This is a genomic window from Moorena sp. SIOASIH, assembly GCF_010671925.1.
Taxonomy (GTDB): domain Bacteria; phylum Cyanobacteriota; class Cyanobacteriia; order Cyanobacteriales; family Coleofasciculaceae; genus Moorena.
Genome location: NZ_JAAHIH010000005.1, coordinates 668369 through 693834 on the forward strand (window position 1 = coordinate 668369; position 25466 = coordinate 693834).

Annotated in this window: 21 protein-coding genes and 1 pseudogene; 12 read left to right on the forward strand and 10 right to left on the reverse strand. The window is 42.6% G+C overall.

Features of this window, described 5'->3' with window-relative positions; translation table 11 throughout:
* Positions 1–12: 12 nt before the first annotated feature.
* From F6J90_RS30050 to F6J90_RS30080, 7 genes are all read left to right on the forward strand, one after another.
* Entirely contained in the window at positions 13–999 is a 987-nt protein-coding gene (locus F6J90_RS30050; RefSeq protein ID WP_293102237.1) for a baseplate J/gp47 family protein, read from the forward strand.
* Positions 1000–1016: 17 nt separating this feature from the next.
* Positions 1017–1802 (forward strand): phage tail protein, encoded by a 786-nt coding sequence (locus tag F6J90_RS30055; protein WP_293102238.1) that lies wholly within the window; start codon positions 1017–1019, stop codon positions 1800–1802.
* 319 nt (positions 1803–2121) lie between these two features.
* Positions 2122–5655, forward strand: coding sequence for a tail fiber domain-containing protein (locus F6J90_RS30060; protein WP_293102239.1), 3534 nt, complete (start codon positions 2122–2124; stop codon positions 5653–5655).
* Positions 5656–5893: 238 nt separating this feature from the next.
* Positions 5894–9214, forward strand: a complete 3321-nt coding sequence (locus F6J90_RS30065) for a hypothetical protein (protein WP_293102240.1) — start codon at positions 5894–5896, stop codon at positions 9212–9214.
* A gap of 79 nt (positions 9215–9293) precedes the next feature.
* On the forward strand, positions 9294–13802 hold the full coding sequence (locus F6J90_RS30070; RefSeq protein WP_293102241.1) for a DUF4157 domain-containing protein: 4509 nt from the start codon (positions 9294–9296) through the stop codon (positions 13800–13802).
* A gap of 54 nt (positions 13803–13856) precedes the next feature.
* The gene (locus tag F6J90_RS30075; RefSeq protein WP_293102242.1) at positions 13857–14612 is read left to right on the forward strand and encodes an SMI1/KNR4 family protein; all 756 of its coding nucleotides are present in this window, start codon (positions 13857–13859) and stop codon (positions 14610–14612) included.
* A gap of 325 nt (positions 14613–14937) precedes the next feature.
* Entirely contained in the window at positions 14938–15279 is a 342-nt protein-coding gene (locus tag F6J90_RS30080) for a XisI protein (RefSeq protein ID WP_293102244.1), read from the forward strand.
* 37 nt (positions 15280–15316) lie between these two features.
* Here F6J90_RS30080 and F6J90_RS30085 read toward each other — a convergent pair whose 3' ends face one another.
* The 7 genes from F6J90_RS30085 to F6J90_RS30115 form a co-directional block, all read right to left on the reverse strand.
* Positions 15317–15661, reverse strand: coding sequence for a Txe/YoeB family addiction module toxin (locus F6J90_RS30085; protein ID WP_293102246.1), 345 nt, complete (start codon positions 15659–15661; stop codon positions 15317–15319).
* Positions 15606–16088 (reverse strand): type II toxin-antitoxin system prevent-host-death family antitoxin, encoded by a 483-nt coding sequence (locus F6J90_RS30090; RefSeq protein ID WP_293102248.1) that lies wholly within the window; start codon positions 16086–16088, stop codon positions 15606–15608. Before F6J90_RS30090 ends, F6J90_RS30085 begins: the two co-directional genes overlap by 56 nt.
* A gap of 378 nt (positions 16089–16466) precedes the next feature.
* Positions 16467–17093: a type I restriction endonuclease gene (locus F6J90_RS30095; protein ID WP_293102249.1), complete on the reverse strand. Its 627-nt coding sequence runs from the start codon at positions 17091–17093 to the stop codon at positions 16467–16469.
* A gap of 229 nt (positions 17094–17322) precedes the next feature.
* A complete protein-coding gene (locus F6J90_RS30100) occupies positions 17323–17649 on the reverse strand; it encodes a DUF433 domain-containing protein (RefSeq protein ID WP_293102251.1) in 327 nt (108 codons plus the stop codon).
* Positions 17650–17777: 128 nt separating this feature from the next.
* Positions 17778–17912 carry a hypothetical protein gene (locus F6J90_RS30105; RefSeq protein WP_293102252.1) on the reverse strand — a complete coding sequence of 45 codons (135 nt, stop codon included), beginning with the start codon at positions 17910–17912 and terminating at the stop codon, positions 17778–17780.
* A 14-nt stretch (positions 17913–17926) separates the two neighbouring features.
* Entirely contained in the window at positions 17927–18343 is a 417-nt protein-coding gene (locus F6J90_RS30110) for a type II toxin-antitoxin system VapC family toxin (RefSeq protein WP_293102254.1), read from the reverse strand.
* Positions 18340–18666 carry a hypothetical protein gene (locus F6J90_RS30115; protein WP_293102255.1) on the reverse strand — a complete coding sequence of 109 codons (327 nt, stop codon included), beginning with the start codon at positions 18664–18666 and terminating at the stop codon, positions 18340–18342. The genes F6J90_RS30110 and F6J90_RS30115 overlap by 4 nt, the downstream gene beginning before the upstream one ends.
* A gap of 4 nt (positions 18667–18670) precedes the next feature.
* Here F6J90_RS30115 and F6J90_RS30120 point away from each other — a divergent pair, with 4 nt between their 5' ends.
* The 3 genes and pseudogenes from F6J90_RS30120 to F6J90_RS30130 all read left to right on the forward strand — a co-directional run.
* Entirely contained in the window at positions 18671–18853 is a 183-nt protein-coding gene (locus F6J90_RS30120; RefSeq protein WP_293102256.1) for a hypothetical protein, read from the forward strand.
* Between the two features lie 484 nt (positions 18854–19337).
* The gene (locus tag F6J90_RS30125) at positions 19338–20501 is read left to right on the forward strand and encodes a transposase (protein WP_293102258.1); all 1164 of its coding nucleotides are present in this window, start codon (positions 19338–19340) and stop codon (positions 20499–20501) included.
* 64 nt (positions 20502–20565) lie between these two features.
* A pseudogene (locus tag F6J90_RS30130) lies at positions 20566–20787 on the forward strand (XisI protein); the annotation flags it as partial.
* A gap of 22 nt (positions 20788–20809) precedes the next feature.
* Here the strand turns inward: F6J90_RS30130 and F6J90_RS30135 are convergent.
* Positions 20810–21157 carry a XisI protein gene (locus F6J90_RS30135; protein ID WP_293102260.1) on the reverse strand — a complete coding sequence of 116 codons (348 nt, stop codon included), beginning with the start codon at positions 21155–21157 and terminating at the stop codon, positions 20810–20812.
* 98 nt (positions 21158–21255) lie between these two features.
* On the opposite strand from F6J90_RS30135, the gene F6J90_RS30140 reads away from it, so the two are divergent.
* Positions 21256–22374 carry a YbjN domain-containing protein gene (locus F6J90_RS30140; RefSeq protein ID WP_293102262.1) on the forward strand — a complete coding sequence of 373 codons (1119 nt, stop codon included), beginning with the start codon at positions 21256–21258 and terminating at the stop codon, positions 22372–22374.
* Between the two features lie 260 nt (positions 22375–22634).
* Here the strand turns inward: F6J90_RS30140 and F6J90_RS30145 are convergent, their stop codons facing one another.
* Complete coding sequence (locus F6J90_RS30145) at positions 22635–23063, reverse strand: HNH endonuclease signature motif containing protein (RefSeq protein ID WP_293102264.1); 429 nt, start codon at positions 23061–23063, stop codon at positions 22635–22637.
* On the reverse strand, positions 23060–23404 hold the full coding sequence (locus F6J90_RS30150; protein WP_293102265.1) for a hypothetical protein: 345 nt from the start codon (positions 23402–23404) through the stop codon (positions 23060–23062). The genes F6J90_RS30145 and F6J90_RS30150 overlap by 4 nt, the downstream gene beginning before the upstream one ends.
* A 978-nt stretch (positions 23405–24382) precedes the next feature.
* Here F6J90_RS30150 and F6J90_RS30155 point away from each other — a divergent pair.
* Positions 24383–25450, forward strand: a complete 1068-nt coding sequence (locus F6J90_RS30155; RefSeq protein ID WP_293102267.1) for a hypothetical protein — start codon at positions 24383–24385, stop codon at positions 25448–25450.
* Positions 25451–25466: the final 16 nt, after the last annotated feature.

The window sequence follows — 25466 nt, forward strand, 5'->3', positions numbered from 1 at the left end:
GGAGGGTAGCTGATGCCAATAGAATTGCCTAATCTTGATGACCGCACCTATGATGACTTGGTGCAAGAAGCCCTGGGTATGATTCCCAGCTATGCCCCCGAATGGACTAATCACAATCCTTCTGATCCTGGTATTACCGTTATTGAGCTGTTTGCCTACCTTACCGAAATGGTGCTCTATCGGCAAAATCGGGTGACAGAGGCGAATATGCGGATGTTTTTACAACTGCTGAATGGACCAGATTGGCAGCAAAAGGAGGATTTACAGACAGAGATTAAAGAGGCAATTACCCAAGTACGCGATCGCTACCGAGCCATCACCTGTGCCGACTTTGTGGAATTAGCCCAAGAAGTAAAACCAGATAATACAGATGATACCGTTGCGAGGGCACACTGTATACCTCGACGTAACCTGGACTCGGAAAATCCCTTAGTCGAACCTGTGGATCAACCAGGTCATGTGAGTATTGTGATTATCCCCGACAGCACTAATCGTGAAAATAGCCCTCCTCAACCAAGCTCATTGCTGATTAACGAGGTAAAAAACCACTTAGAAGAACGGCGATTGATTGGCACGGCAATCCATGTAGTTGTGCCACGGTACATCACCATTAGCATCAGATTAACCATACACCTCAACCGAGAAGCAGACGTAGCAACCACTAGGGACAAGATAAATCAGGCACTGGAAAACTTTTTCGATCCCCTACCAAATCCTGACAATCCTCAAGGTTGGCCATTTGGTCGAAATGTTTATGTTTCCGAACTTTATCAACTACTTGATGAACTAGACTTTGTGGATTATATCACCAAAACCAACGAGCAAGACGAAGTATTTTTTCCTAATCCTGATGCCATTGCCAATGAGGAACGCTTAGTTCCCAACACAGGACAGCTAAGTGCCATCCAGCTTAAACCAGAAGAATTAGTTGATTTAGATCTTAGCAACAGCACTATAGATATCATCTCCCCCATAAAAACCGTTGATTTCACCGGATAAAGACTAAAATAAAACCAATGACAAACTCAGCCCGTTCTCCCAGTAAACTTTTAGACTATCTGCCAGAGATTTATCAAAGCGATCCTTTCGTCGGTCAATTTTTACTACCCTTTGAAAAGATTCTTTTCGGTAGTCCAGATGGGGTAAATTTTTCTGAGCAAGGTTTAGAAGAAAAAATTGCCCGTATTTCTAATTACTTCCATCCCCAAGAAACACCCCCAGACTTCCTGCCCTGGTTATCTAGCTGGGTGGCGTTGAGTCTTAGAGCAGATTTAGATGTCCAAAAACAACGGAATTTTCTGGCCAATACCGTCAGATTGTATCGTTTTCGAGGGACGAAAGCCAATTTACAAACACTGCTAGAATTATTTCTAGAGGACGAGGAAAAAGTCACCATTATCGACGCTTCCAATGCCGAATTTCAAATTGGTGACTCCGAACTCCTGAACCAAATTGATGACCCCGAAGAACTTCCCTCGCGATCGCTCCTGGGTAGAGGCACTTACCTTGGTGGTGGTATCCCCCACTTTTTTATAGTAAGAATCACTCCAGCTCAAGGATTAACCCAAGAGCAACTCGACCGACAAATAGAAATTGCTACTGCCATCATCGAACAGGAAAAACCAGCCCATACCAAGTACAGACTAGAAATTATTTATCCTGACACCATGCAGATTGGTACTTTTGATCCTAATTCTGGAAAAGGTACCGGTTCCCAGATTGGAATTGATACTATTTTTGGCAAAATTCCCGAAAATGACGACCCTATTCTAGAGGATATCTCCCAAATTTTTTTATACTGAATTTTGCCCCCCTAGCCCCCCCAGGGGGAAGAGTCAATTTGCTTCTAAAAGTCCCCCGCCCCCCTAACCCCCCAATTCTGGGGGGAATTAGCGGATGCTTCGCTTTTTTACAGATGGGGACCAACGGGGGCTTGGATGTAGCAAATGAGACTTCTCAGACAACCTCTTAGGAGAGTAAGTACCTGGACGACTGTACTAACTTGTGTAAAGTTGCCAAAAGTCCCCCTGCTCCCTGCTCCCTGCTCTCTGCTCCCTGCTCCCTGCTCCCTGCTCCCTATTTCAAAAGTTAATTTTACTTTTTTCCGACTACTTAACGAATATGACAGATATACAACGCCCCAACTACTTTACTGCCCAGTTTTTAGTAGAAGAAGACTTTAACGATGAGCAAGCCTACCATCGTGACATGCGCCTGCGTCACAATCGTTTCCTCCATGAATGGGGTGTGGTGGAAGGATTAGAAGTAACTAAAGTCGGCGATAAAAGAATTGCGGTTAGTGAAGGCATGGCCATTGATAAAGATGGTCGAGAAATTATTGTTTTACCCAATTCTCCCGTACCGAAAACGATTAACTTAGATGGATTACCACTCAATACAACTATTGAAATTACCATCATCTATCACGAAATTAAGGATAAGCCTTACCGACTAGGTAACGAAACTAAATACACTCGCACCACTGAACGTCCCAAATTTATCATCTACGGTGGTAAACAAAGGGAACACTGTGATGACGATGAAGTAGAGGTCAGAACTGGTAGTGCCCCTACCGATGATAATGTGATTATTTTGGCACGGGTGACCCTAGATAACAACGGGTTCATTGATCAGGTGGATAACTCTGTACGGAAACTAGCCAGTGCTAAGTTATCTACCCTAGATAAGTTAGAGGTAGATGGTACGATTTCCGCCACCAACTTAAACCTGACAGGAGACTCAACTATCGATGGTTCCCTGACAGTGAATGGAAACCTGGAAGTAAAAGGGGATGTGATTGCCCGTGATACCGAGCATATTGCTGGGGATGTGTCCTTGGGGGACCAAGACAGTGATGAAGTGAAAGTTACAGGAGTAATTCGCTCCGGGCATTCATCTGGAGCACTGAGGGTGGATGATGGGTTACATACCACTGGTCCTCTGACAGTAGATGGTAATGTTGGTATTGGTACAACTAATCCTAGTCAAAAATTAGAGGTAAATGGAACTGTCAAAGCCACTAGGTTTGAAGGGGATGGTTCTGGTTTAACCGGTATTAGTGCTGGAAAGTGGTCTGATGCTAGTAGTAACAGGATTTACTATAACGCTGGCAATGTCGGCATTGGCACAAATAATCCTATTGAAAAATTAGAGGTGACTGGAACGGTCAAGGCCATTGCTAATCATACGGGCAGAGATTCAGCCTACGGAGTTTACAGCCAAGCACAAGGCAGTGACAGTGGCTCTAAATTTGGTTTGTATGCACAAGCAACGGGTGGTACCAGTGGTATCAGATATGGTGTTTTCGGTGGTGCTTCTGGTGGACACACTCAATATGGTGGCTATTTCACTGCTAATAATACAGGCAATACTACCGCCTACGGAATTCAAAGCGTTGTACATGGCAATGGCAATGGCACTAAATATGGTTTGCTAGCACGAGCAGCAGGTGGTACCAGTGGTGCCCGATTTGGTGTCCACGGTCATGCTTCTGGTGGACAAACTCAATATGGTGGCCATTTCACTGCTACTAATACCGGCAATAGTACCGCCTTCGGAGTTCAAAGCACTGTAGCGGGCAATGAAAATGGCACTAAATATGGTTTGTTTGCACAAGCAGTAGGTGGTACCACTGGTAGCCGATTTGGTGTCAGGGGTATTGCCTCTGGTGGTAGCGTTCAATATGGTGGCCATTTCACTGCTACTAATACCGGCAATACTACCGCCTACGGAGTTCACAGCCAAGTAGCGGGCAATGGCAATGGCACTAAATATGGTTTGCTAGCACAAGCAACGGGTGGTACCACTGGTAGCCGATTTGGTGTCAGGGGTAGTGCTTCTGGGGGACAAACTCAATATGGTGGCTATTTCATTGCTACTAATACGGGCAATACTACCGCCTTCGGAGTTCAAAGCGTTGTAGGTGGCAATGAAAATGGCACTAAATATGGTTTGTATGGACAAGCAACAGGTGGTACCAGTGGTAGCCGATTTGGTGTCTACGGCAGAGCCAATGCTCAGAATAATAGCAGTGCAATTGTATACGGTGTCTACGGTGTTGCCAGTGGTGGCAAGACTAGTTATGCTGGCTACTTCCAAGGTAATGCAAATGTAACAGGTAATTTAACCGCTGGTCGTGTCGGTATTGGCATCACAAATCCTACTGAAAAATTAGAGGTGGCTGGAACGGTTAAAGCCACTAAGTTTGAAGGGGATGGTTCTGGTTTAACTGGGATTAGCGCTGGTGGTGAAACCAAGTGGTCTGATGGTGATAGTAACAGTATTTACTATAATGCTGGCAATGTTGGTATTGGCACAACTAATCCACAATCTCTTTTGCAAGTTGGATTAGGAGGTACGAATGCCCCTCGCCCCTGGATGACAAGAGGACTACAAGTTGCTTGGGATACTGACCATCTATTTCTAGGATTGAAAGATGAAGGGGCAGATCGCAAAGATTCTGTACTGGCATGGGGAGATAATACGAATGATGCATTCAGATTCATTTTTGCTGCTTCACGTGGTGCTGCAGATGGTCAAGAAATAATGAGGTTACAGCCAAACGGCAATGTCGGTATTGGCATCACAAATCCTACTGAAAAATTAGAGGTCACTGGAACTGTAAAAGCTACTAGGTTTGAAGGGGATGGTTCTGGTTTAACTGGTATTAGTGGCGACGGACAGTGGCAGACCTTATCCGGTAACCGTATTCGCTATAATGGCGGTGTTTTGGTTGGTAATTACCTTCTCTCTAGAACTAATGACTCCCAAGAAAGAGGAGTATCCGGTGCCAGCTTCGCCATAACAGAAACAGTAAATAAGATTCCGCGATGCTACGGTGTTAGGGGTCATTTCCAGGGTTTTCTAACGTCTATCGTTGTAAAAGATGAAAAACATCCAGACGACGAAATTATAGTTAAAGATGAGGCTAATGATACCAGAGATGATAGTTTTGAAGCTCAGATTTCAATTTTAGGAGGCATTACTCCGGAAAACAGTCCTGAGTCTGTGAAATCTGGGGATTTTCTTGAACAGCGAACTGAGATCTCTGTAGAGGCAGTTGATACCATTAAAGGGGGTACTGTTCAACCTATTGATACCATTGAAGGAGACAAATCTCCACAGCCAATTCCAAAGCCAGGTTTTTTTAAATCTGGATATGGTGGCTATTTCACTGCTATCAATAATGGTACATCTACTGTCTACGGAGTTTACGGTGAAGTAACAGGTCGTCAAGGAAGTACGTCCTATGGTGTTTACGGTAGTGCCAAAGGTGCTGGGAACAATTATGCTGGCTACTTCAATGGTAGAGTGCATGTAACAGGTAATATAATAGCGAACAATCTCCAACAAAAATCCTCACGACAGTTCAAAGAAAATATTAATACCCTGGCCATAGAAGACGCCATAGAAACCCTGGAAGGACTCAATCCCGTCCAATTCCGCTACAAAGAAGATCACCAAAAAGAAACCCACATTGGATTTATTGCGGAAGATGTGCCGGATTTAGTAGCAAGTCGCGATCGCAAAACCCTCAGTCCGATGGATATCGTAGCGGTTTTAACCAAAGTGGTGAAGGAGCAAAACAACACAATTTCCTTGCTCATGGAAAAGGTACAAACTTTGGAACAGAAAAGTCAATCTAGCGCTTTTTAGCCTTCTTCAGTACCTGCTATGGGCTCATTTCCAGTTAAAACACTCAGAAAGCTTAATTTATAAGGAAAATGAGGCTATTTAACTAACAAAAATTTCTGAATACTGCCTCTTTCCCCTGCTCCCTGCTCCCTGCTCCCTGCTCCCTATTCCCTATTCCCTATTCCCTATTCCCTATTCCCTGCTCCCTAAAACCAATAATTTTTACCAGACCCAATTTAAAACTACTATATTAACCATAATGACAGATATACAACGTCCCAATTACTTTACTTCTCAGTTTTTAATAGAAGAAGACTTTAACGATGAGCAAGCCTACCATCGTGATATGCGCCTGCGTCACAATCGTTTACTCCATGAATGGGGTGTGGTGACAGGATTAGAAGTAACTAAAGTCGGGGATAAAAGAATTGCCGTTAGTGAAGGCATGGCCATGGATAAAGATGGTCGAGAAATTATTGTTTTACCGGATTCTCCCGTACCGAAAACCATTAACTTAGATGGATTACCACTCAATACAACTATTGAAATTACCATCATCTATCACGAAATTAAGGATAAGCCTTACCGAATAGGTAACGAAACTAAATACACTCGCACCACTGAACGTCCCAAATTTATCATCTACGGTGCTAAAAAAAAGGAACACTGTGATGACGATCAGGTAGAGGTCAGAACTGGTAGTGCCCCTACCGATGATAATGTGATTATCTTGGCACGGGTGACCCTAGATAACAACGGGTTCATTGATCAGGTGGATAACTCTGTACGGAAACTAGCCAGTGCTAAGTTATCTGCCCTGGATAAGTTAGAAGTAGATGGTACAATTTCCGCTACTAACTTAAACCTGACAGGAGACTCAACTATCGATGGTTCCCTGACAGTGAATGGAAGGCTGGAAGTAAAAGGGGATGTGATTGCCCGTGATACCGAGCATATTGCTGGGGATGTGTCCTTGGGGGATGCGGATAATGATCAAGTGACAATTGCAGGGGTAATTCGCTCAGGGCATTCATCTGGGGCGCTGAGGGTGAATGATGGGTTACATACCACTGGTCCTCTGACAGTGGATGGCAATGTTGGTATTGGCACAAATAATCCTAGGCAAAAATTAGAGGTAAATGGAACTGTCAAGGCCACTAGGTTTGAAGGGGATGGTTCTGGTTTAACTGGTATTAGTGCTGGGGGTGAAACCAAGTGGTCTGATGGTGGTAGTAACAGGATTTACTATAATGCTGGCAATGTCGGCATTGGGACAAATAATCCTAGTGAAAAATTAGAGGTGGATGGAGCTGTTAAGGCAAAGTCGCTGACTATCGAAGACAACCTCACTGTCAATGGCAATATTAAAACCACTGGCATGATTAGGGGGTCATCAATGCCGCCTAATCTAATCAGAAATTCCTACATGAATATACTCGATGGCAACAAGCCTGCTGGGTACACCACCCTTGGGAATGTTACTTTAGAAGCAGCCCACCCTTTCACGAAAGGGTTTGAAGGACCCTATGTAGGCGAAAAACCAGCCAATGCTGCCGATAGTGTAGATGATGCAACCGAAGAAAATCCTTATTGGTTTGGCAGAGTTAACAAAGGTTCGCGAATAAAAAGAGGTGGTTTAGCTGATGGTTGGGCTGGTTTTCGTGACGGTAGGATTTTGAAAATTACTGGGGATAATTCAGCACAACATACCGTGGTACTTTTTCCCTTTGAGTGCAAAGGTAATTTTGTAACCAAAAAGTACGTACATTTCAAAGCTTGGCTCAAGATTTCTTCCGGTAAACAAGTGGGATTTGGCGAAGTTGCTGGGTGGTATGGTAATCGTGGGGGACTCTTTCTTACTAAAGAACAAAGTGATAAGGCTCCAGATGGTTGGTATCGAGTAGATGGCGTAATTCCCACATCTGAGGTAACGAGGTTGGGTGGTCAGAGTTTTTCTATGGGTATAGTGGGTGACGAGGCTGACGGCTCTTTTGAAGTATATCTAGCCTTACCATACCTAGCCAATTTAGATAATGATAGCTGGCTTCCTAGTGTTTCTGATCTGCTTTCGCGGGATGGGTTAACAGTTCATCCTAGTTCTGGTAATGTGGGTATTGGGACAACAGATCCTAGTCAAAAATTAGAGGTAGATGGAATTGTTAAGGCGACTAGGTTTGTAGGAGATGGTTCTGGTTTAACTGGGATTCGTGCTGGCGGTAGTACAAAGTGGTCTGATGGTCGTAGTAACAGGATTTACTATAATGCTGGCAATGTCGGCATTGGGACAAATAATCCTAGTCAAAAATTAGAGGTGGCTGGAACTGTTAAGGCCACTAAATTTGAGGGAGATGGTTCTGTAGGTACTGCGGAATTAGCCAATAACTCGGTCACCAATCAAAAAATTGCTAATAATGCCGTCAACGCCGCCAAGATTCAGGACGGGACCGTCGGTACTGCTGAGTTAGCCAATAACTCGGTCACCAATGCCAAAATTGCCAATGATGCAGTCAACGCTGCCAAAATTCAAAACGGTTCTGTCGGTAATGGGGAATTAGCTAATAACTCCGTGACCAATCAAAAAATTGCCAATGATGCAGTCAACGCTGCCAAAATTCAAAACGGCACTGTCGGTACTGCGGAATTAGCCAATAACTCGGTCACCAATGCCAAAATTGCCAATAACTCGGTCAACGCTGCCAAAATTCAAAACGGCACTGTCGGTACTGCGGAATTAGCCAATAACTCGGTCACCAATCAAAAAATTGCTAATAATGCCGTCAACGCTGCCAAAATTCAGGACGGGACCGTGGGTACTGCGGAATTAGCTAATAACTCCGTGACCAATCAAAAAATTGCTAATAATGCCGTCAACGCTGCCAAAATTCAGGACGGGACGGTAGGTACTGCGGAATTAGCCAATAACTCGGTCACCAATCAAAAAATTGCTAATAATGCCGTCAACGCTGCCAAAATTCAGGACGGGACCGTGGGTACTGCGGAATTAGCTAATAACTCCGTGACCAATCAAAAAATTGCCAATGATGCAGTCAACGCTGCCAAAATTCAGAATGGGACGGTAGGTACTGCCGAATTAGCCAATAACTCGGTGACCAATCAAAAAATTGCTAATAATGCGGTCAACGCTGCCAAAATTCAAAACGGCACTGTCGGTACTGCTGAGTTAGCCAATAACTCCGTGACTAATGCCAAAATTGCTAATAATGCCGTCAATGCTGCCAAAATTCAGGACGGGACCGTGGGTACTGCTGAGTTAGCCAATAAATCCGTGACCAATGCCAAAATTGCTGATAAAAGTATTAGCATGGTTAAATTGGATGATGTGACTAGGAATCAACTGGATAACGCTTCTCAGGTCCAAACTCTACAAGGGCAAATCAGAAATCTAGAACAACGAATCAGAGTTATAGAACGGCGATTACGTATAGATATTGTTGTCCCTGATCCTGACCCTGATCCTATTCCTGATCCTGTCCCTGACCCTGACCCTCGTCCTCGCCCTGGTCCTGTCAAAGATCTTCCTCAGAAAGACTCCTCGACAGACCCTGAGCAACAAAGGTAAAGGTAACGGCTCAAAACACTCAGTCTGTAAAAATTGCATCATCATATTAGTAGGAACGGCCAAGGAAAAGGTGAACCTCATGGGCTATCAACGAGCAACCCAAACTAAAACAACAGAAGCAAACGGTCAAAAAAAAGCTTCAACGGTTACTCAAAAACCGTGGTCAACTTATGGCCCGGTTCACCCGATGCTGCAACTCCAACGAAAACTGGGAAACCAAGCCGTCAATCGTCTGATCCAGACAAAAATGCAAGTGGGGGAACCAGATGATGTCTACGAGAAGGAAGCAGACAGTGTTGCAGCCCAAGTAATGCGGATGCCAGCACCCTCAGTGCAAAATTCCATGGAGGAAGAGGAGGTTCAAACTAAGCCCATAGCGCTACAGTTACAATCCGACGAAGAGGAAATTCAAACTAAGCCCTATGGGCTACAGTTACAATCCCAGGAAGAGGAAATACAAACTAAGCCGATAGGGCTACAGTTACAATCGGACGAAGAAGAAATACAAACTAAGCCCATAGCGCTACAGTTACAATCGGACGAAGAAGAAATACAAACTAAGCCGATAGCGCTACAGTTACAATCGGACGAAGAAGAAATACAAACTAAGCCGATAGGGCTACAGTTACAATCGGACGAAGAGGAAATTCAAACTAAAGCAAATCCTGGTCAAACCCCAGCAGTATCCCCTAATTTAGAAACCAAAATCCAATCCCGACGGGGTACCGGTCAACCTCTGCCAGCATCTACCCGTGCTTTCATGGAACCCAGATTTGGGGCTAACTTTAGTGGGGTGAGGGTGCATACAGACTCTAGTGCGGTACAGATGAATAAGGAGTTGGGAGCCCAAGCCTTTACCCATGGTAGGGATATTTTCTATGGTGCGGGGAAGTCTCCTGGTAAGAATAGTTTGACGGCCCATGAGTTGACCCATACGATCCAGCAGACCGGGGGAATTCAGGCGAAGGTAATTGATCAAAAGGCCAAGAAGACAAATAAATTCGAAAATAAGACTGGGTTTGCTGTTCCGATCAAGGATAGTCCGGGGAATGGGGTCAATCAAGAATCTCAGACTCTTGTCAAGGATACTGATATAAAACCAGAAGTCGAGGGGGAAAATACAGTTAACACAGAGGTAGTTGCACCTCAAGAGACTGCTGCTCCTAAGGCTGAAACAGCCCCAAAGCCGGAAACAAATGCCACATCGGTTAGTTCTGGAGAAACTCCAGGGAAAAACCAGGAGGCAATGGCTCCAGAAGCAGCTAATCAAGGGATGAAAGCTGAGGTAAATCAAGAAACCACAGCAACAGCTGCTGAAGCCACACCCCAAGAAACTACTGCTGCTTCCCCAGAGTCAGATCCAGATTTTAAAGCAGTGGTTGCTAAAGCTAAGGGAGTTGCCAATAAGCAAAAACAACACGCCCCAGCTAGTACAAAAGCGAAACAAGCCCAAGCTGCAGCGGAAAGTCCAGCCAAGGAAATAGAAAGCAAAGCCCAGGCCAATCAAGTGGGTGAGATGGCACAAGCTCCCACTCCTGGTTTTAATGCTGCTGCTTTCAAGGCTAAATTAATGGAGCGCATCAAGTCAGCAGCTCCGAAAACTCTTGAAGAAGCGGATGAGTTTAAGGACAGTAACAAACTGGCTTCTGTCAAGAGCCAGATGCAAAATACCGTTAAGCAAGAGCAAACTGCATCTCAAGCACCCTTAGAACAGAAGGCGAAACAAGCACCGGATACCAGCAGTATTAAACCGAAATCAGTAACTCCCCTACCTGCCAATGAAGCCGGAGCAGTAACCAAAAATATTGGTGCTGACAAAGCTATTCCTAAAGCCAAGGGACAAGGTGAAGTGGAGGCACCGCTACAAGAAAGTAGCCAAAAACTTGACCAACAGATGGCTGAGGCTGATGTTACCTCGGAACAGTTAGCTAAATCCAATGAACCCCAATTCCAAACTGCTTTAGCAGCAAAACAAGACGCTCAAACTAATGCCAGCCAAGCACCCCAAGCCTATCGTCAGTTCGAGCAAAACCAGTTAACCCAAGCCCAAGGGGAAGCAGCAACCACAGCCGGGCAACAACTGCAAGGAATGCATGGCTCCCGCGCTCAGTTATTAGCTCAGGTTACCAATCAGCAAATTAAAGCTAAGGGTAAGGATGAGCAAAAGCGAATTGATGTTGCTAGCCACATCAATGGTATCTACCAAAACACAAAAACGTCAGTTGAGAACATCCTGAATGGCATTCAAGGCGAGATCATGAGTCGCTTTAATGCTGGAACCGAGAGGGCTAAAAAGGCTTATGAAAATTACGTTGCTCCATACATGGAGGACTATAAAAGCCGTTACGATGGTATTTGGGGCGCAGGACGGTGGCTTAAGGACAAGCTTTTGGGAGTTCCCCCAGAAGTTACTGCCTTTTTTAAAGAAGGGCGGAATCAATATCTCAGTGAGATGGATGTAACCCTTACTGATATTGCTAACTATGTGACTGAGCAGCTTAACCTAGCCAAGGAGAAGATTGCAGAAGGTAGGCGAGAAACTCAGGAATATGTAGAGGGATTACCTGCTTCTTTGCAGCAGGTTGGAAAAGAAGCTGCTAGTAACATCCAGAGTCAGTTTGATCAGCTAGAGCAAAGTGTTAATGATAAACACGGTCAGCTCATCGATACCCTGTCACAAGCCTACACCAAAAACCTCGAAGAAATGGATGCCCGCATTGAGGAAATGAAGGCATCCAATCAACCCTGGTTCACCAAGGCATTTGATTCCATAACTGGAGTCATCGATACCATTAAAAAACTCAAAGACATGTTGCTGAGTGTCTTGAGTAAAGCGTCTGATGTAATTGGTACCATTATTAAAGACCCCATCGGCTTCCTAGGCAATTTAATTAGTGGTATTAAACAAGGCTTTGAGAATTTTGTCGGTAACATTGGGCAACATCTACAAGCCGGTTTAATTGGCTGGTTAACTGGAACCCTGGGACCCATGGGTATTCAACTACCCGATGACATCTTTAGCTTACCGGGAATATTCAGCTTAGTAACCCAAGTCTTGGGATTGACATTTAACTACATTCGTGGTAAAGCAGTCAAACTCTTTGGGGAACGAGTAGTAGCTGGGATGGAGAAAAGCGTCGAAATATTCCAGATATTACGCGATCGCGGACCCATGGGACTGTGGGAACATGTTAAGGAACAGTTCAACGACCTGAAACAAACAGTCATCGAACAAATCAAGAGCATGGTAGTTACCGAGGTGATCAGCGCCGGGGTGAAGTGGGTTCTGAGCTTGTTAAATCCCGCATCAGCCTTTGTCAAAGCCGCCATGGCAATCTATGACATCATCATGTTCTTTGTCAATCGCGGTAGTCAGGTGCTGGAATTGGTAAATGCAGTTGTGGATGCCGTGAGTGCGATCGCATCTGGTGCAGTTGGTGGTGCAGCGAAGTTGGTAGAGAATGCTTTAGCGAAAGCTGTACCAGTGGTGATTGGGTTCTTGGCTTCGTTGTTGGGTATTGGTGGTTTGGCGAAGAAGGTTGAGAATATTATTGGTAAGATTCGCGAGCGGATTGATCAGGCGATTGATAAGGTGTTGTTGAAGGCTAAGGGGTTGTTTGGGAAGGTTGTCAAGAAAGGGAAAGCTGCTGTAGGAAAGGTAGTTCAGTGGTGGAAACAAAAAAAGAAATTTAAAACTAAAGATGGGAAGCAACACTCACTATTTTTCTCTGGTGAAGCTGAAAATGCAGTTCTTATGATGGCTAGCCAACCAAAAACATACAAAGCCTTTATCAGTGGATTAAATGTCCAAAATAAACCGCAAAACATTAAAGATGCGAAATCTCAAGCTGCAAAAATTGCAGACGAAATAGATCAACTCAATAAAAAACGTAAAGGTAAAGGTAAGGGAGTACAGAAGTCAGAAGGTCTAGAAATACAGGAGCAAATAGTTAAAAAACTCAATGAACTAGCAAAACAAACGAAAATTATTGCAAACGGAAACCCAACCCAACCAACGAGTGTTGTTGAATATGGTGGTTTGACTTCAGAAGGGGGTGCTACATGGATGGAGGCTAAAGTTCTTTCAAAAAATCGTGTAGAAGGTGACAAACCTAAAGATATACCTAATATTTGGGAGAATGCTAGAAGAAGAAAAAATACTTACGTAAGAGGTCATTTGCTGAATGAAAATCTTGGCGGTCCTGGTCGAGCATACAATCTAAGTCCCATAACAGACTTTACAAATAAGCAGCACTTGAAATTTGTCGAAAAACATGTAAAGAAGGCTGTACTAGATAAAAATGAAGTGGTTAAATACCGAGTTGATGTAAATTATGTAAAGCATCCAGATCGTTCTTCCCAAAAAGTAATAGAGGCTCGTCTAAACAACGGAACTTCTGAAGATATAACAAAAGATAAAATGAAACTAGAAATCATGAAATTTGAACAAGAAAAACTACCTCGATCTTTTGAAACTAAATGGGCTATTCTGAAATACGAAGGAGACAGGTGGGTTGATGACAAAGAGAAACCGTCATCGTCATTATCTGTTCTGAACGACCTTCCCAATAAAGAACCGGAAATCTAAAATTCAATTAATTAATTGAATGGCATCTATCTATTTTTTAAGGAACTCTATTAAATGGTTTATTTGGAAAGATTTAGAGCAATGGTAGATGAGATAGAATCGCACCCATTGCTAGAAGTAGTAGATTTTAGTGTCAACCAACCTGCTAGCGATGAACTATTGACTTCTGTAGAAGAAACATTGAGAACATCGTTAGCTGAACCTATTCGAACTTTTTATAAAGAAACGAATGGACTAAGGCTATACTGGAAAATAAAATCAGGTCTGACAGATGAAGAATTAGACCGACTCGAAGAGGTATATGATGATTATGACATTGGTTTACCGAATGAAGAAGAAGATACCGATGATGAAAATCCATTTGCCCATATCAACTTAATATCTATTGAAGATTGTATAATAAAACGCAATTGGCAGGAAAAAATAATTTTTGATGAAATCAACTATAATGATGAAACAGTGGAATTTGCAGGTGTTACTTACAGGGAGAGGGACTTTCAAAGACGGCTCAAGCCATTTGATTTATTTAGTGCTTATTCTTGTATGGCATTTTTTTTTGAAGAGGGGGTTGAAAACCCAAAAGTATTACGTTTAAGTAGTCATTATGTAGAGTGGGATAATAGCAAGATAACAGACTTTAAATCCTATCTAGAAATGCTACTAGTAACGAGAGGAATTGTAGATGCCAGAGGAGAAATATACAATCAGTATAGAGGAGATAGGGAACCGCAACTCATTACTGGTTATGATTATTGGAGTGAAGAAAATGTTCCAAAGTTGTTTAGAAATAGAAATCAGTATAGATTTTAATCTAGCTTTGAGTTAGTGCGATCGCTGATATTGTAGTGCGATCACCGATTTTATAGGGCGCGTTAATGAAATGTAACACACCAACGTGAGAGCGCATAATCTTGTAGGGTGCGCCCTTCGACACCGTAACCCACCAAAGCAATCGAATGGATAACGGTACGTTACGACGCAAAATAGCAAGATGTTCCTTATATTGACTAAACAAGTGTCTGAAGCACCCTACTCATCACTATGGTTTACCTTTGCTGGCGTAAGCATCTCACTCACTATTGAAGGATAAATTAAAATTGCTTATCTATAATCCTTTTGAGCAGGTAATCATCGAATGGAAAAACTAGAAAAATACCGATTAATCATCCGCCAGGTATTAACTAATCATGCCACCTTAGAAGCAAATAATCCAAATTCAGAGATTGAGTGTCAACTTATTTTTGACACAGAACATGACCATTATCAACTTTTATATATCGGCTGGGATGGACTCAAACGAGTTTACAACTGTTTCATCCATTTAGATATCAAAGATGGCAACGTTTGGATTCAGCGAAATATGACAGAAGCTGATTTGGCGCAAGATTTAGTGGACATGGGTATACCGAAAGAAGATATTATTCTCGGTTTACATCCCAGTTATAAACGTCCTTACACAGGCTACGGAGTGGCTTAGTAGTGGATTGGTTTAAAAAATAAGACCCAACAAAACATCACTCATAATGATACCGACAAGCCAGAAAATCAATCTGACTACTTCCCACCCGATCAACCAGCCGATGTTCCAAATCAATGCGCCGTGACCAAATATCTGCATCCATATACTTTAATGGTTCTGGTTTACCAATCCCCTCAAATGGATTGTTCATTACAGCAGTAACCAAATCCAAAATTTTCGACGCCACTTTAAAATCATGCTTGAACCACCAAGCCAAATCTTCCTTAAACCTAGAACTAAAACCAGGACTGCGATTCACAACCACTGGCTTTACTTGATCGGATTCAGCCTTTTTCTTCTTCTTCTTGCTCAATTCCCAACTCAGAGTAAAGTTCTTCAATGGTTTGAGGTTTTATTTTTCCAGTCTTAGACTCCTCAATGGCATCCAGCAGGCGAATTGCATTGCTAGGGGTTCTTAACAGATAAACCGTCTCTACTAAACTCCTCAAATCCGATTCTGTAATCAAAGCGACATTCTCCCCATCACGACGATTGATGATATATACCTGATTATTTTGTGCAACTATATCCAACAACTTAAAGAAGTTATTTTTAGCATCATTTGGAGATGTAATCTCGTAATCAAACATCAGTTTATGTATAGATTTAGGTAAATCTATTATATCACTTATAGCAAGTCTACTACTTGTGAGGTACAAATTTCTAGTTTTTAGGGAGCAGGGAGCAGGGAGCAGGGAGCAGGGAAGAGGTAAGAGGTAAGAGGTAAGAGGGAAGAGGGAAGAGGTCAAAACTAATGTGTACCTCATGAGTCCTAGAAACGCTATATACCAAATCAAGCAACGTAAGCATTCAGCCATCAGCCGTCAGCCGTCAGCCGTCAGCTTATTGTATTCAAAAGCTGATAGCTGATAGCTGATAGCTGATAGCTGATAGCTGATAGCTGATAGCTGATAGCTGATAGCTGAAGACTTACCTAGCAACAGATGCTTTCCTTGAAACCAAAACCTGATCTGACTTTATGAATTGTAAATTGTTATGAGTAATCATACTGAAAACTTCCTTAGCGCGATCAGATTTTGATGAACCCATGAACGAAAAATCTTTATTTGAGCAGTCACTAATACTCGATGTAATATGCTCGGTAGCACATTCGCGAACAGCATCCGCTTCGCTAACAGCAATCTCTAGTTGTCGGAAAATTTGTTGGTTTTTAACTTCTTGAGAATAGTCGCAACCTCGTAAAGCTTATTTTGCCGAGACAATAATGAAAACGCATCAGAAAAATCGTATACTTTATCCTTCAACTTGCAGAAGATAAAATCGCTGCCATTTGTTACCATACCAAAGCTTGGTTGTCGTGGTGCAGCACTCATATAGGCTAAACACTGTGGTAAAGCAATATCCGCCGCAAACTTAGATCGTTTAGCTTCTACAGTCAGTATCCAAACAAGATCGCGAATCACCAATACATCTATCCGACCTCGATAAACTTCATTATGTTCTTCCACCTCCAGACTGATAGGAACCTCAGATTGTACAAAAAACGGAGGCTCATGAAATTCCAACCGCTCCAGCAGTGGTGCAACAATAGATAAAAGCACCGTTCCTTCAGTTAAGAGACCAGCATTGTAGTAATAATGATATCGCTGCCGGAGACGGTCCAGAAAAGATTTATCATCATCTAATATCTCAATAGAGGATACCTGCCATTCTGAAAAAAACGATTCATCAGTGGCGCGACATAACCCCAAGCGCTCATGTAACGCTTGAAAGCTTGAAATCGTTTTCTCGATTGCCAGTAGTCTACTCATACAGAGCGATTGCTATGGAATTTCTTCATTGTAGCTTTTTATATTGTAGCTTTTTATAGCGTTTCTAGGATTTATGAGGTACGGTGATCAACCTCAAAGTCCCCCTTATTAAGGGGGATTTAGGGGGATCCCTTGGTACCTCATGGTATAGATAATTGCTATATATTGAGTCTTGTTCTTCGGCCCCGACCTACTTTTTGAGTAACTTCCTAATATAAACGAACCATCATTAATATGCCTCATTGTCTTGGATTGCAGTGGCAACTTCCTCAGGATTAACTTGGGCATAGATCCAAGCATTCGCTAAATCAATTGCTGTTAATGTGGGATAGTCATATAGTAGTTGAGACTCGCTAATGCCTAGATTACGGGCATTTACCAATACCCAAACAGGAATACGAGTTCTAGCAATACAAGCATCACCACCACAAACGTTTCTGGTTTTGGTTATGCCACGCCAGTTTTGGTTCAAACTATGGGCTAAAAGGTGAATTGCTTCTGTTTTCTCTGTGGGAGATAGAGCAAGTAATTGGGTTTCTAGTTGTTTGATAGTCATAGGTATATAAATGAATAAATAATCTGTTCACAGCCCTTGAACCAGTGGCTCTATGAATTCATCTGGAATTTTATTTTGTTCAATGTATTGATTGATTTCATCTTGGTGATCACTGTAATATAGCAATTCTATGACTTGTGAGGTACAAATTTCTGGTTTTTAGGGAGCAGGGAGCAGGGAGCAGGGAGCAGGGAAGAGGGAAGAGGGAAGAGGGAAGAGGGAAGAGGTAAAGGGGAAGAGGTAAAAAATAATGTGTACCTCATGAGTCCTAGAAACGCTATATAATCTCAGAAAAACGTTTGAAGTCATCAATGTTAAATGTAAGTAAATGTGTAATTTTATGAGTTACCATCGCAGCAACTAAACGAGCATCATGTACTTGTTTTCCCTTAACCTGATGTTTAATAACAATACTTTCCCACTCAGCCAAAATCTCAGGAGTATCAGGATATAGTACAAATAGTCTCTTGATTTTATCTGTTGCTTGTGAAGCTTCATCAATAGATAAACCTAAACCATTATTGCTAATTTGCCGTGTAGCAACAGCCCAAAACTCGATAAGATTATGTGGAATAATACATAAGGACACACCTTGTCTTCTAAGTATAAAAATCGCTTTTCGAGCATCGGGATGCATCGGGCTAGTCTTCTGCACCAAACGCAGCAAAACATTTGTATCCACCAAATAGCTCATAACATTTCTTCTTCTCTTGTGTAGATAATTTCTCGGTCAACTGCTGTATCCGCAAGTGGCGGTGCTACAGTAAAAGCTGGACTATTGATTAAATCCATCAATTCCGAGTTCCATTCTTGATCGGTTGCTGTTTGATAGAAAGATATTTGTTTTTGGTTAATCAAACTCTCTTCAATTACAGATTCAAGATAGGTGTCTAATGATAAACCTTTGGCAGCAGCTTGAGCAATTAAACGAGCCTCGACTTCTGGTTTAAATTGAAGCGTTATAGTCATTTTTTTTATAAATAATGAAATTATTTTCCAGGCATTACCATTATACAAGACAGTGAGATGCACCATCTTGCCCTGGAACGGGCATCTTGGCCGTTTCATTTCCGGGCAGGCAGGATGCCCACCCCACTCCTATTCATTTCCTAATTCAGCAACGCCACTTAAAGAGCGATTAGCCCGAAGGGCTACGCTACGCGAACGCACTTTCGATCCCCTTGGACTATACGCGATCGCTTAGCGTGACCTACGGTCAATCGCTAACCTAACCCAGAATAACTCAAAACTCTAAAGTAAGTCCATTATTGTATAATATTTTTGTATCAAGATTTGCATAGATTGCTTATAGCATTTATTGCAGTTATGAGGTACAATTATAAACCTATAAATCCCCCTTTTTAAGGGGGATTTAGGGGGATCGCTTTGTCCCTCAAAACTCGTATAATGGCTATATCCAAAGAGGTTATTTTAGAATGTAAAAAATAATCCAGTATCGCCAATACATTAAACAACTTCTGAGTGATTATGCCAGTAAAAGTCCATCTGATTAAGATGTTGAAGCTGCCTTAATTGTTGACCGAAAACCCTGAGGGCGCAAGCCCCTAAATTTCATTTATGGGGTTAGCCCGAACAGGAATTTATTACCTAACTGTCCTGGAACTTATGCTATAGGAATATCGACTATAATATTAAGTAAATCAAGTAAACTAAGGAGGTGATTTTAGGTGTTGGTAATGGAGTTCAAGGCTGTCCTTAAAGAGTCTCAAAAATTAGCGATAAATGATGCAATTATAACGGCTCGCTTTGTCCGAAATAAAGTACTTCGGTACTGGATGGATAATCGTGGAGTAGGCAAAAAAGAATTGTACCGTTACAACACCCAAATACGCGAAGAGTTCAAGTTTGTCAAAGACCTGAACAGTCATGCATGTCAAGCCTCAGTTGAAAATGTGGAACGGGCAATAAAGCGGTTCTACGACAACTGCAAGAAAAAGGTGCCTGGGAAAAAGGGTTATCCCCGTTTCAAAAAACATTCTAGGTCAGTTGAATATAAGCAATCGGGTTGGAAATTGTTGCCCGACAAAAAATTCATTAAGTTTACCGATAAGAAAGGGATTGGAAAGGTCAAACTCAAGGGAACCTGGGATTTATGGAGTAAGAATTCAAAATTAATCAAGCGGGTTAGGATAGTCCGTCGAGCTGATGGTTATTATGTCCAATTCTGCGTCAAAGTAGATAATCACGAACAATTAGAAGCGACTGGGTTCACTGTTGGGTTGGACGTGGGACTAAAAGAGTTTTACACCGACTCTGATGGGTACACCGAACCCAATCCTAGATTTTATAGAAAAAGCGAAAAAGCTATCAAGTTTTCTCAGCGTCGAGTTTCCCGGAAAAAGAAAGGCTCTGCCAATAGAAAGAAAGCAATTAATAGGCTAGGGAGACAGCACCTTAGAATAAGTAGGCAACGTAATGAGCACGCTAAGAGACTCGCGCGCTGCGTAATCCGGTCTAACGATCTGGTCGCCTACGAAGATATAAAGGTGAAAAACTTAGTTAAAAACCACTGTCTCGCCAAGTCTATTAATGATGCTGGTTGGTATCAATTCCGGGAATGGTTGGAATATTTTGGTGAAAAGTTTGGTCGAATAACTGTCGCAGTTAATCCTGCTTATACTAGCCAAAATTGTTCCCAGTGCGGCGAGGTTGTGAAAAAGTCACTATCAACTAGGACTCATACCTGTAAATGTGGCTGCCAGCTAGACAGAGACCATAACGCCGCCAAAAATATCTTAACGAGAGCCTTGAGTACGGTGGGGCACACCGGAACTTTTCTCAACGCTCGGGGAGAATCGACCTCTACTCTTCTTGGCTCCGGCAAGGATTAGCAAGTTGGCTCGTTGAACCGAGAATCCCCCGGTTTCTAACCCTGGGGAGTGTCAATCAGACCACGACCATTACCAAGTTGTCTATACTGGTTGGAAGAATCGCCAAACCATGTATGGTTGTGTTCTACATTTCAGCATCAAGAATAGGAAAATTTGGATACATCATGATGGAACTGAAATTGGTTTTGCCAACGAACTGGTCAAATTGGGAGTACCAAAGACTGATATTGTACTAGCATTTCAAGAACCTGCTGTACGTCAATATACTGACTTTGCAGTGAATTAGATTCAGATAACGATGGTAAACCCTATGCAACCCCATACCCAGTATGTTCACGAATCTCAGGGGGATGAAAAGCAAGAACAATCCTATCCTTCGGTACTCCTGAAGCAACCAATTCATCCGTGATACCATCTTCAATACCGTCGTAGTGAATCCAGATTTTACCATCGCGGATTTGAGCATGAACAATGGTACCATATACACGGCGATGATTTTCCCAGCCTTCATCGAGCAGCATAAAATGATTGCGTTCGCTACTGATAATTACAGAGGTTGTCACATCACCATAACGGTAAGGAAGATTGGCGTAATACTTTAAAATATTTTCTAGGGTTTCACGCCATTGCTCTAAACGTTGATTGGTGGTTTCCATTCGATAATTTCCTCAATATTTACATCGAAAAAAAGTACTGGAACTAAAACCAGGACTGCCATTAACCACAACTGGCTTTACTTCAATTTATCAAAAAAATGAATGATTATACTGAAAACTTCCCTTTAGACAAAGAGTTAACCTTAAATGACTCCTCCAATCCCTTAACCATTCCCACAACTTCCCTATCCCTCACCAAACAAAACGACCAAATCATCGAATGTCGTCTTACCTTCCACGTAACCCCCGAACTTTACCACCGCATCGACACCGAAAAACTATTCAACCTCAAAGCAGAAGTACGGGCACCCATGAATGGTGGTAACTTTCTCCCCAGTGGTGACATCCAAATTGAAACCACTCTCCAACCGGATTTACTGCCACAGCTATTAGAAAAGGCTTCCACCGCAGAAGAAGCTGCTAACTACCTGCTTGACCTTTGTCAACAACCCGAAAACCCCTTAACAAACAAACTACTCAACACCGAAAGCTGGCTATGCTTATCCGTAAAACAGCAACAACCCAACGGTGAAGTCGGTTATAACACCTTCTGGAACTACCTTAATCCTTCCACCATTAACCACCCAGAAGCTACCAGCGAAGAACTTTCAGAAGGAATTGTTAACTTTTTCCAAGAATGGACCCAAGCCAATTTAGCTGAAGCTACCCAAAACGCTACCTCTGAATTTCTTGAGGGAATTACCAGCATTTTCAACGAATTAGTTGATGAAAAATTCTCCGACACAGAAGAAGATACCACCACAAACCAATCAATCTTTACCGCAATAGTTAACTTTTTTGAATCAGACCAATGGCAATTTGTCAATATACCAGAAACATCAGCCTTGCGTCTTTTATTCCGGGGTGAAAATGGACAATGGACTTGCTACGCCCAAGCCAGAGAAGAACAAAGACAATTCGTTTTTTATTCAATGTGCCCCGTTAAGGCTCCAGAAAACAAGCACCTAGCCATCACAGAATTCATCACCCGCGCCAACTATGGCATGATTATGGGTAACTTTGAATTCGATTTAGACGATGGAGAAATCCGTTACAAAACCAGCATTGATGTACAAGATGACAATCTTAGTTTGGCTTTAATTAAACCAATAGTTTATGCTAACGTGATGACAATGGATGAATATTTACCAGGAATTATCGCAGTTATTGAATCAGAGGTGGAAGTCAAAGAAGCAATTTTGCGGATTGAGGGTTAATATCAAGTCTGGTTGAATACCCATAATTAAGGAGAGGGTGGGGAGATGGGGAGATAGGGAGATAGGGAGGTTTTTATTAAGGGTAATTATCCCGACATGATATTATAAGCATTATTTCCGGGTGGCCAGGATGCCCACCCCACTCATATTGATCCAATCTTGATACTATAGTCACTCAACTTATATAAAAAAACTACTCGCTCAATACCAGCTAGTTGAATTGCATCAAGACAGTGACATCCACCCTGCGATCGCCCCAATCAATCCAACTCTGGCGGGTGCTCACCCAACTTAACCCACATTGCCCTTGCCCGAACTAACGCCGGACGATTGATCTGTAATGCCGAGATTGTAGCTCGACCAACCGCTGTTAGTCCCCTCATTTCCGTCCCACTCTCACTCCAGGCAAAATGTTCTGTCCAAACTTGCTCCTGGGGATTAAACAACGCAACCACTTCGCCGCTTTCTAGATCGATGGCAGTCTGGCGATCGCCTTTATGGCGATTACAAGATGGACAGGCAAAACAAAGATTCTCAAACACCGTCTCCCCACCAGCCTTAAGAGGCCGAATATGCTCAAATTCAAACGTCATCGCCGTTAGAAACTCTGCTGTCCGACAATAGGCACAGCACTCACCAAAGCGATTACGAATTTGTCGCTGTAACTCAATCCGAATGTAAACACTCACCCTGCTGTTGTCCCATTTTCTAAGCACTTCAGTGTATATCTGGCGCGAGTTTTGAGAATTGTTAATTGATCCGCCTTCCCCAACAAGTCATCTAACTCAGCCACCTCATCGGTGCCGAGCAATGATTCTACATTTCTGGCCACTAAATCATCCAAGCGAGTTTGATCTGCCACAGCCAATTTACAACTTGCCAGTGCGTTTAACTCATCTACACTCAAACCAACTAAACACTCCTCATCCAACCCTAATGGATTAGCGAGTCGAGAATAGGTGTTCCAGTCCAATAAAACCCCAACTCGTTCCCCCTGCTCATTCGTTACGTACTGTAATAAACTTGTCATATCAAAAACCTTCATAAGACAATGTCATCCTATCTTAGCCCGTAGGTTAGGTTGATCGAATCAAGATTTTGGATAAAACTTATCGATTCGATTAAGGGAAACCCAACCTAACAATTTTGTTGATAGTGAGGGGAGAGTGCGATCGCTCAAGCGCGGAAGCTTCGCTTCATCGCGAAGCGTAGCCCTTTGGGCTAATCGCTTTTTCCTGTGGGGAGTGCGTACGGGAAGCGCTAGCCCTTTGGGTTAATCGCACGATCTTCTCGGGTGCTTCCCCTTGAAATGTAACGCACCAAAGCAATCGAATCGATAACGGTACTAACGCCCGCAAAATAGCAAAATATTCCTTTTGAGGGTTAAGACAAAAATAGGCTTACCCAGATAATTCACCAGCAAGTTTCAAAACAGCCATTCTTGTGGAGTAATCAAGAGTAAATATAGCGTTTATAGGACTCATGAGGTACAGTCTTCTTTGACGTTGATTCCCTGTTAGGTGCGCTCTTACCATTAAGAATTAAATTCGCCACGGGTCGCACCTCTTAATGCAGCGCATCCCTATTCCCTATTCCCTATTCCCTGTTCCCTGTTCCCTGTTCCCTGTTCCCTGTTCCCTAAAATTTAGAAATTGTGTACCTCAGTCGTAGAATTGCTATACCATCCAGCAGCTAATTCATTCGCCACAGCTTGAGGTACAATAACCGAGCCATAAAGTTTTTGATAGAGATATTGTATTAACGTAAGTGTAAGCATTCAGCTATCAGCCGTCAGCCGTCAGCTAATTAACTAATCAACGGGAGGTAGTAAACAAGCTTACGAACGAGTATGGCTGCTTAACAATTCCTGCTCGTTTTACTGATCCGAACCAGTGCAGTTAAAGCGCCTACTCGCTAATAGCTGATAGCTGATAGCTGACGGCTGAATGCTTACACGTAAGCATATGCTTACCTATTAAATTGAACCAGGATAACTTCGAGGTGCGCAATGGATCTACACAAATCTAAAACTATACTTTTGAGTACCATACTCTTAGCATACTTGAGTCTCAATGCTTGTAACCAACAAAGGACACCCCCACCGGATACATCCACTTCCTCTCCATCTCCTATAACAGAAGTAGAAACATCCCCAACTCCTACCCAAACTCAAAATACCCCTAAGCAAAGAAAAGTTAAGGTTTTTTTACCCAAGCAACCTCAAAGTAATGAGGATTTTAGGTATGTGGAATCTGTAGTCAGAAGCACCAATAGTCGTGCAGTGGCTACTTTTGCCATTGAACAGTTGATTATTGGTCCGACCAAAGCAGAAACTAAAATTGGTTTCACCGAAGCACTACAACTTAAAGGTAGCTCCAATTGTGGTAAAGATTTTACCCTCTCTATTGCAGCAGAAACCGCCACCCTCAAGTTTTGCCGTGCCATTCTTTCCCCTGGAGTAGGCTATGATGCTAGAGCTACCAGTGCTATTCAATCTACCCTCAAACAGTTCTCAACTATCAAATCGGTAGTTATCCTCAACAAAGACGGCAATTGTTTTGGGGACTTAAGTGGTGAAAACCTCTGTTTGAAGACTGGGAGCAAGAGAGAAAGACTTTCTACTAAATCTAAAATAGCAATTAATGGCATTGGCCCCATCACCGTGGGCATGACGGTGAAAGAAGCATCCCAGGCTGGGCAAGTTAAATTAGTGCAACAAACTAGTGGTGGAGAAGAGCGTGGTTGCTTATTCTACGACCCAGAAGGAATAGAAAATATCGGGTTTATGGTGACAGAAGGAAAAATTGCCAGGGTATACATAAGTTCTCCAGAAATTAGCACATTGAGTGGTGTAAAAGTTGGGGATAACTTAGAGAAAGTGATGTCTGTGTATGGTAAAAAAATAGAAATTTACCCCCATGTATATGTACCGGGGGGGAAATATGCTTTATTCGTACCAACGGATAGTTCAGATAAAAATTATCGAGTGATGTTTGAAGCCAATGCAGAGGGTAAAGTAGTTGGTATAAGCGCTGGTAAACTACCGGAAGTGAGATATTTAGAAGGATGTAGTTAACTCAACATTAGAGATA